Below are 9,206 nucleotides of genomic sequence, written 5' to 3'. Positions count from 1 at the left end.
CGTGAGGATGTGCCGGGGGAGCGGCGTCTGGTGGCGTATGTGGTGGCGGCGCCGGGGGCGGTGGTTTCGCGGCTGGCCGGTGTGGTGGTGGAGGCGGCTGGTGAGCGGCTGCCGGAGTACATGGTTCCTTCGGCGGTGGTGGTGCTGGATGAGCTGCCGCTGACGGTGAACAAGAAGCTGGACCGCAAGGCGCTGCCGGCGCCGGAGGTTTCTGGTGCGGTGGTGGGCCGGGCGCCGGCGAACGTCCGGGAGGAAATCCTGTGCGGGGTCTTCGCGCAGGTCCTCGGTGTGGCGAGTGTGGGTGTGGATGACGACTTCTTCGCGCTGGGCGGTCACTCGCTTCTTGCGGTGAGGCTCGCGAGCCGGATCCGTGCCGTGCTGGGCGTCGAGCTCGACATCCGCATGCTCTTCGACTCCCCGACCGTGGCGGGACTGGCCGCGGGACTCGCCGACGACGGAGAGACACGGCCTGCCCTGACCCTCCAGGCCCGTCCCGAACACGTTCCGCTGTCCTTCGCCCAGCGCCGCCTGTGGTTCCTCGGCAGACTCGAAGGGCCCAGCACCACCTACAACATCCCGGTCCGCGTGCGTCTTTCGGGCGCTGTCGATGAGCGGGCGCTGAACACGGCGCTGCGGGACGTCCTTGAGCGCCACGAGGCCCTGCGCACCGTGTTTCCCACACACGAAGACCAGCCCTACCAGCGGATCCTGGACAGCGAAGAGCTCGACTGGCAGCTGATTGTGGCGGATATGACGCCGGAGGAACTGCCTGCTGCGGTCGCTGAAGCGGAGCGGTATGAGTTCGACCTGTCCGGCGAGGTTCCGATCAGGGCGTGGCTGTTGCGGGCGGGTCCTGATGAGCAGGTCCTGGTCGTGGTGGTTCATCACATCGCGGGTGACGGCTGGTCGTGGGCCCCGCTGGCCAGGGACCTGTCGACGGCTTACGCGGCGCGTGTCGAGGGCCGGCTTCCCGGCTGGGAGCCGTTGCCGGTGCAGTACGCCGACTATGCGCTGTGGCAGCGTGAAGTACTCGGGGACAGCGAGGATCCCGACAGCCTGGCCGCCCGACAGGTCGCCTACTGGCGTGAGGCCCTCGCCGGGCTGCCCGAAGAGCTGGAACTGCCCTTCGACCGGCCCCGGCCGCCCGCAGCCGACCACCGGGGGTGCGCGGTGCCGCTGGACTTCCCGGCGGAGGTCCATGCACGCCTGCAGGAAGTTGCTCGGGCCGAGGGTGTGACCATGTTCATGGTCCTCCAGGCCGGGCTGGCCGTACTTCTGTCCAGGCTCGGTGCGGGCACCGATATCCCCATCGGTGCCGCGAACGCGGGCCGTACGGATGAGGCGCTGGACGACCTCGTCGGCTTCTTCGTCAACACCCTCGTCATACGCACGGACCTGTCGGGGGACCCGACCTTCCGTGAGCTGTTGGGCCGGGTGCGTGAGAGGGGTCTCTCTGCTTTCGCGCATCAGGACGTGCCGTTCGAGAAGCTGGTGGAGGAGCTGTCCCCGGCCCGTTCGATGGCCCGCCACCCGCTGTTCCAGGTGATGCTGACCCTCCAGAACAACGCAGAGGCTGTCCTCGACCTCCCCGTTACCGAGTCCTCGCGCCGGTCTGTGGAGGCGGAGAGGGCGCAGATGGATGTGGTGGCCAAGTTCGACCTGGATGTGTCGCTGGCTGAGGTCTTCGACGAGGGTGGTGCGCCGGCTGGGCTGCGTGGTTCGTTGATTGCGTCGGCCGATGTTTTCGAGTCGGCGTCTGCCGACTCGATCGCTCAGCGGTTGGGGCGGGTTCTGGAGACGGTGGCCGCAGATTCGCGGACCCGGGTAAGTGACGTCGACGTACTTGACGCGGACGAGCGGTTCCGGCTCCTGACGGAGTGGAACGACACGGTGGTTGAGGTTGCTTCGGAGATGGTGCCGGAGTTGTTCGCGGCGCATGTGGCGGCTTCGCCGGGTGCGGTTGCGGTGGTGTTCGATGGTGTGGAGGTTTCTTACGGGGAGCTGGATGCCCGTGCCAATCGTCTTGCTCATCACCTGATCGGTCAGGGTGTGGGTGCGGAGTCGGTGGTGGGTCTGTGTCTGCCGCGCGGGGTGGACATGGTCGCTTCCATTCTGGCGGTGTGGAAGGCCGGTGGTGCGTATGTGCCGCTGGATCCTGAGCTGCCGGTGGAGCGGCTGGCGTTCATGGTGGCGGACAGTGGTGCCCGGGTGGTGGTGGGCCGGCGTGATGGTGTGCCGGTCGGGGCCGAGTCTGTGGTGTGGGTGGATGATCCTGCGCTGGCCTCTGATCCTGCGCTGGCGGCTGCTGGGGCGGGTGCGCCTGATGTCAGGGTTGGGCAGGAGGGTCTGGCGTATGTGATTTACACGTCGGGTTCGACGGGTGTGCCGAAGGGTGTGGCTGTCGGGCATGGGGCGATGGCGAACATGGTGTCGGTGTTCGGTCCGTTGATGGATGTCGGTCCTGGTGTTCCGGTGCTGCAGTTCGCTTCGTTCAATTTTGATGCGTCGGTGCTGGATGTGGCGGTGACGCTGGCGTGCGGTGGTGTGCTGGTGGTGGCGACTGCGGCTGAGCGGGCTGAGCCGGGGTTGTTGCGGGAGCTGGTGGCTTCGGCGCGGGTGCGTTCGGCGAGTGTGGTGCCTTCGCTGCTGGGGGTGCTGGAGCCGGATGATCTGGCGGGTGTCGAGGCGTTGGTGGTGGGTGCGGAGGCGATTGAGCCGGGTATGGCGCGGCGGTGGTCGCGTGGTCGTCGTCTGGTCAATACGTACGGGCCGACGGAGGCGACGGTGATTACTGCTGCGGGCCGGGTGGATCCGGGCCGTGAGGGTGTGGTGCCGTTCGGTTCTCCGGTGGCCAATACGCGGATGTTCGTGCTGGACGGGCGGATGCAGCCGGTTGCGCCGGGTGTGGTGGGTGATCTGTATGTGGCGGGCAGTCAGCTGGCGCGTGGGTATGTCGGGCGCTCAGGTCTGACGGCGGAGCGGTTCGTGGCGGATCCGTTCGGTGGTTCGGGTGAGCGGTTGTACCGGACCGGTGACCGGGCGCGGTGGGCTGGTGATGGTCAGCTGGTGTTCGCGGGCCGTAGTGATGACCAGGTGAAGATCCGTGGTTTCCGGATCGAGCCTGGCGAGGTACAAGCCGTGATCGCCACTCACCCTGGGGTGGCACAGGCGGCAGTGATCGCCCGGGCCGGGACGGCAGGTGCCACCGCGCTGGTCGCTTACATCGTCCCGGCCGCCGGAACGGACAAGGACGACAGGGAACTTGCCTCCTGGGTACGGGAGTTCGTTGGCGGGAAGCTGCCGGCATACATGGTGCCGGCGGCGGTCATGGTGCTGGACGCGCTGCCGCTGACGGTGAACGGCAAGCTCGACCGCAAGGCCCTGCCCGCCCCCGACTTCACGGTCGTGGCGGGCACCGGCCGAAAGCCCACGACTCCGCAGGAGGAACTCCTCTGCGAGATCTTCGCGAGAGTGCTGGGTGTGGAGCGGGTCAGCGTCGATGACGACTTCTTCGCCCTCGGCGGGCACTCACTGCTGGCCGCCGAGCTCGTCAGCCGGGTTCGGGCGGAGATGGGAGTCGAGGCCGAGATCCGGGCCCTGTTCGAAGCGCCAACCGTAGCCGGGTTCGCACAGCAGATCGGAAACACAAAGTCAACCAGGCCGACCCTGCGCCCGATGCGCGACCGGCGGAACCGATGACCGCCGACTGACGAGCCCCCGGGCCCGGCCAGTCAAGGGGTACCGATGGCCAATCGGCCGCCGCATCCGACCCCGATCGGCCGCCGCATCCGACCCCGGTCGGGCGCGGCGGCCGTACGCGCTTCCGGACCCTTCGGACCATGACGAACCCCTGTTCAAGTGCCGCTCGGCCGCACTTGCACAGGGAGATTTCCGGTGGCGGCCGCGCTCGTCGGCAACGTCGGGTGGACGGCTGTTGATCATTGATCGTCGCGGGGGCCTGGGAGATAGTGGGTCGCGTTGAGCCATGGTGGAGAGCCGATAAACCTCCATCGGACGGCGCGGATGTTCAAAGAGAAGTCGGCATCCATGTCATCACCCCACTGATTTGCTTCATGGAAGGGAATGCGTCGTGGCGAATCCGTTCGACGATTCGGGTTCCGGTTACCTGGGTCTGATCGACGAGGAGGGAAGCAGTTCCCTCTGGCCGGCCTTCGCCGCCGCGCCCGACGGCTGGACCTTTTCGCGCCGATGGAAGTGAAATAGTCGGCGGCGGTGTCGCATGCCGTGGCCAGGGCCTCGTCGTGGCCTATGGCCTCGGCAGGCTTCCCGGCAGGCCTTTGCATGGCGAGGCGCGGACATGCACGGGGTATGTCGAGTGCGGGGAACCCAATGACCGTTCATGTGGGTAGCACCCCGGCCGACTCGGTCAATCGCGCCGACCTCCTGGGCTAGGCAAGCCATGAATTGCTTACCGAGGGCGCGATATTCCGCATGCCCGGAAACGGCAGGATTTGCATGCAAATGCGCATGCAAAGAAGCCTAGATATAGACAGTCAGCCTAGGCCGACGTTGCGGCCAGGACGTAACCAGGAGGAGTCCTGATGTTTCCGTTGTCATTTGCGCAGCGTCGGTTGTGGTTCATCGAGCAGCTTGAGGGTCCGAGTGCGACCTACAACATTCCGATCGTGCTGCGCCTGTCGGGCGAGGTCGACCGGGAGGCGCTCGCGTCCGCGCTGCGCGACGTCCTGGAGCGCCATGAGGTCCTGCGGACCACTTTTGCCGTAGCCGACGGTGAGCCCTACCAGAACATCCTGGACGTCGAGGATGTCGAATGGGCGCTCGAGTGTGTGGAAGTCGCGGCGGCACCCGATCTGGCGGGCGCCGTGAACGAGGTGACCGGCGGGCACGTCTTCGATCTCTCGCGTGAACTCCCCATTCGAGCCTGGCTGTTCTCTGCCGGGCCCGACCAGCACGCCCTGGCGGTCGTCGTGCACCACATCGCCGGCGACGGCTACTCCATGGGTCCCCTGGCCCGGGATGTCTCCCTGGCGTACACCGCCCGTTCGCAGGGCGGCGCGCCGGAGTGGGAGCCGCTGCCCGTCCAGTACGCGGACTACACGCTCTGGCAGCGCGAGCTGCTCGGTAACGAGCAGGACGCCGACAGTGTGATGGCCCGCCAGATCGCTTACTGGCGCCAGGCCCTGGACGGAATTCCCGAAGGGCTGGAGCTGCCCTTCGACAGGTCCCGCCCGCTGACTGCCTCCCACCGAGGACACAGCGTCACGTTCGAGGTTCCTGCGGACGTGCACGCGCGGCTGGCAGAGCTGGCGCGCGCCGAGGGCGTCACCACCTTCATGATCGTGCAGGCGGCGCTGGCGGTGTTGCTCTCGAGGCTGGGCGCGGGCACGGACATCCCGATCGGTGCGGCGGTGGCCGGCCGGTCCGACGTTGCGCTCGCCGACCTGGTTGGCTTCTTCGTCAACACCCTGGTGATGCGCACAGACCTGTCGGGTGACCCGACCTTCCGCGAGCTGCTGCTCCAGGTGCGCGAGACCGGTCTGTCCGCGTTCGCGAACCAGGACGTGCCCTTCGAGAAACTGGTCGAGGAACTCGCGCCGACGCGCTCGCTCGCCCGCCACCCGCTCTTCCAGGTCCTGCTGACCGTCCAGAACACCGCCGAGGCGGTCGTCGACCTGCCTGGCGCGCGGGCCGTGCGGATGACGGCAGAGCTCTCGGCCGAGGTGGCCGCCAAGTTCGACCTCGATCTGTCCGTCGCCGAGGTGACCGACCGCGACGGTGCTCCGGCAGGCCTGCGCGGCGAGATAGTCGCTGCGTCCGACCTCTTCGACGTGGCCTCGGCCGAGCTGATCGGGCAGCGGCTCGTGCGTGTCATGGCCGCGATGGCCGCCGATCCGCAGACCCGCGTGAGCGAGGTCGACGTACTCGCCCCTGACGAGCGCCGCCGCGTCCTGACCGAGTGGAACGACACCGCGACCGAGGTCGCCCCGGCGACGGTGCCGGAGCTGTTCGCGGCGCACGCGGCTGGTACGCCGGACGCGGTCGCCGTGGTCTTCGGGGGCGAGCAGGTCTCGTACGCCGAGCTGGACGCCCGCGCCAACCGTCTCGCCCACCACCTGATCGCCCAGGGTGTCGGCCCCGAGTCCGTGGTGGGCCTGTGCCTGCCGCGCGGTGTCGACATGGTCGCCTCCATCCTCGCCGTATGGAAGGCCGGTGGCGCGTACGTGCCCCTGGACCCGGAGCACCCGGCGGAGCGCATCGCGTTCATGCTGGCCAATAGCGGCGCCGGGGTGGTCATCGGGCGCCGCGACACAGCGGTGGCCGAAGCTGCGAACACCGTATGGCTTGACGACGCGCGGGTCGCGGCCGCAATCGCTCAGCTCCCGACCCGGGCACCGCAGGTGTCCGTCGCGCCGGACGGCCTCGCCTACGTCATCTACACCTCGGGCTCGACCGGCCGCCCGAAGGGCGTGGCTGTCGCGCACGCCGCGATGGCGAACATGGTGTCGGTGTTCGGCCCGCAGATGGACGTCGCCCCCGGCGTCGCCGTACTGCAGTTCGCCTCGTTCAACTTCGACGCCTCGGTCCTGGACGTCGCCGTGACGCTCGCCTCCGGTGGCGTCCTCGTGGTCGCCAGCGCCGCCGAGCGGGCCGAGCCGGCCCTGCTGCGCGAACTCGTGCGGTCGGCCGGCGTACGCTCAGCCAGCCTCGTGCCGTCCCTTCTGGCGGTGCTGGACCTGGACGACCTGGCCGGCGTCGGCCCGATCGTCGTCGGGTCCGAGGCGATCGAGCCCGCACTCGCCCGCGCCTGGGCCCGCGGCCGTCGCCTCCTCAACAGCTACGGTCCCACCGAGGCCACCGTCATCACGGCTCTGGGCCAGGTCGATCCCCACGGCGAGGGCGCGGTCCCCCTGGGCACACCCATGGCCAACACCCGGATGTACGTCCTCGACGGACACCTGCGGCCTGTCGCGCCGGGCGTGGCGGGCGAGCTGTACATCACCGGCGCGCAGCTGGCGCGCGGCTACATCGGCCGCACCGGGCTGACGGCGGAACGCTTCGTTGCCTGCCCCTTCGAGCCCGGCGTACGGATGTACCGCACCGGCGACCTGGCCCGCTGGACGCCGCAGGGCCGGCTCGTCTTCGCCGGCCGCTCCGACGACCAGGTCAAGATCCGCGGGTTCCGGATCGAGCCCGGCGAGGTCCAGTCCGCGGTGGCCCAGCACCCGCAGGTCGCGCAGGCCGCGGTGATCGCCCGCCAGGACACCCCCGGCGACACCCGCCTCGTCGCCTACGTCGTAGCGGACGGAACATCGCGCACCGAAGCCGATGCGGCATCTGAACTGCCCCTGGCTGTACGTAAGTTCGTGGCCGAGCGGCTGCCGGAGTACATGGTGCCGAGCGTGGTGGTGGTGCTGGACGCGCTGCCGCTGACGGTGAACGGCAAGCTCGACCGCGCTGCCCTGCCCGCCCCGGAGTACAGCACCGCGGCGGGCCGCGGCCCTGCCAACCCGCGCGAGGAGATCTTCTGCGCCGCGTTCGCCCAGGTCCTCGGCCTCGAGCAGGTCGGCGCGGAAGACGACTTCTTCACCCTGGGCGGGCACTCGCTCATGGCGATCCGACTGGTGGAGCGGCTGCGCGAGCGTGGCGTGTCGGTTCCGGTCCGCGCCCTGTTCCAGACGCCGACCCCGGCCGGTCTCGCGCTGGCGACCGGCACGGACACCGTCGCCGTACCCGAGAACCTCATCCCCGCAGACGCGCGGGAGATCACCCCCGAGATGCTCCCGCTGGTCGAGCTGTCCACGGACGACGTGCAGCGCATCGTTGCCACAGTCGAGGGCGGCGCGGCGAACATCGCCGACGTCTACCCCCTCGCCCCCCTCCAGGAGGGCCTCCTCTTCCACCACCTGCTCGGGGAGAGGGGAGAGGACGCCTACCTGATCCCCACTGTGATCGGCTTCGACTCTCGCGAACTGCTCGGCTCCTTCCTCGACGCGCTCCAGCAGGTGATCGACCGCCACGACATCCTCCGCACCGGCATCGTGTGGGAGGGCCTGTCCGAGCCGGTCCAGGTCGTCCGGCGACGCGCGGTACTGCCCGTCACCGACGTGACGCTCGACCCCCAGGGTCCCGAGCCCATCGAACAGCTGCTGACCGTCGCCCAGGCGATGGACCTGGCCCACGCCCCGCTGCTCGACGTCCACACGTCAGCCGAACCCGGCACCGGCCGGTGGCTGGCACTGCTGCGGATGCACCACATGGTGCAGGACCACACGGCCCGAGAGGTGCTGCTCCGCGAGGTACAGGCCATCCTCGCCGGGCGCGGCGACGAGCTGTCCGAGCCGCTGCCCTTCCGGAACTTCGTGGCCCAGGCGCGCGGCGCGGTCGAGCGGTCGGAGCACGAGAGGTACTTCGGCGAGCTTCTGGGCGACGTGACCGACCCGACCGCTCCTTACGGGCAGGTCGACGTGCGGGGTGACGGCGCCGGGGTCGTCCGAGCGGACCTGGAGCTCTCCCCGGAGCTCGCCGGACGGGTGCGGGACATCGCGCATCGGCTCGGGGCGAGCGCGGCGACGGTAATGCACCTCGCGTGGGCCCGCGTGCTCGCGGTGGTGTCCGGCCGCGACGACGTCGTCTTCGGCACGGTCCTCTTCGGCCGCATGAACGGCGGCGCGGGCGCGGACCGGGTCGCCGGCCCCTACATGAACACCCTCCCGGTCCGCACGCGGATCGACGACCTCGGTGTACGCGCGGCTCTCGAAGCCATGCGCGACCAGCTGGCCGAACTGCTGGAGCACGAGCACGCTTCGCTGGCCCTGGCCCAGCGCGCCAGCGGCGTGGTCGGCGACACGCCGCTGTTCACCTCGATCTTCAACTACCGCCACAACGCCCCACACGGCTCGGACAACGGGCTCGGCATGGCCGGAATCACCACCCTGTTCACGCACGACCGCACCAACTACCCCCTCTCGGTCGCCGTCGACGACCACGGCCACGGCCTCGGCCTGGCAGTGGACGCCGTCGCCCCCATCGACGCCGCGGCCGTGGGCGCCCTCGTCCTCACCGCGGCCGAGAGCCTGGTCGCCGCACTGGAGACGGTCTTGGACGGCGGAGAGGAACTCCCGCTGCGCGCCGTTGAGGTGTTGGGTGGTGTGGAGCGTCGTCGGGTGGTGTCGGAGTGGAATGACACTGCGGTGGAGTTCGGGTCTGGTTTGGTGCCGGAGTTG

3 protein-coding genes are annotated in these 9,206 nt (G+C 69.3%); all 3 read left to right on the top strand.

Annotated elements, in window-relative coordinates; genetic code table 11:
• Nucleotides 1-3,699, top strand: a 3,699-nt coding sequence (locus tag ABT084_RS37280; RefSeq protein ID WP_502969292.1) for an amino acid adenylation domain-containing protein, incomplete at its 5' end; no start/stop codon positions are given.
• Nucleotides 3,700-4,090: 391 nt separating this feature from the next.
• A complete protein-coding gene (locus ABT084_RS37275) occupies nt 4,091-4,219 on the top strand; it encodes an MbtH family NRPS accessory protein (protein WP_351054115.1) in 129 nt (42 codons plus the stop codon).
• 343 nt (nt 4,220-4,562) lie between these two features.
• The coding region (locus ABT084_RS37270) for a non-ribosomal peptide synthetase (RefSeq protein ID WP_351054113.1) at nt 4,563-9,206 on the top strand (4,644 nt) is incomplete at its 3' end.

The sequence above is a fragment of the Streptomyces sp. NPDC002138 genome (assembly GCF_040296485.1).
GTDB lineage: Bacteria > Actinomycetota > Actinomycetes > Streptomycetales > Streptomycetaceae > Streptomyces.
This window is presented reverse-complemented; position numbering and strand designations above follow the sequence as displayed.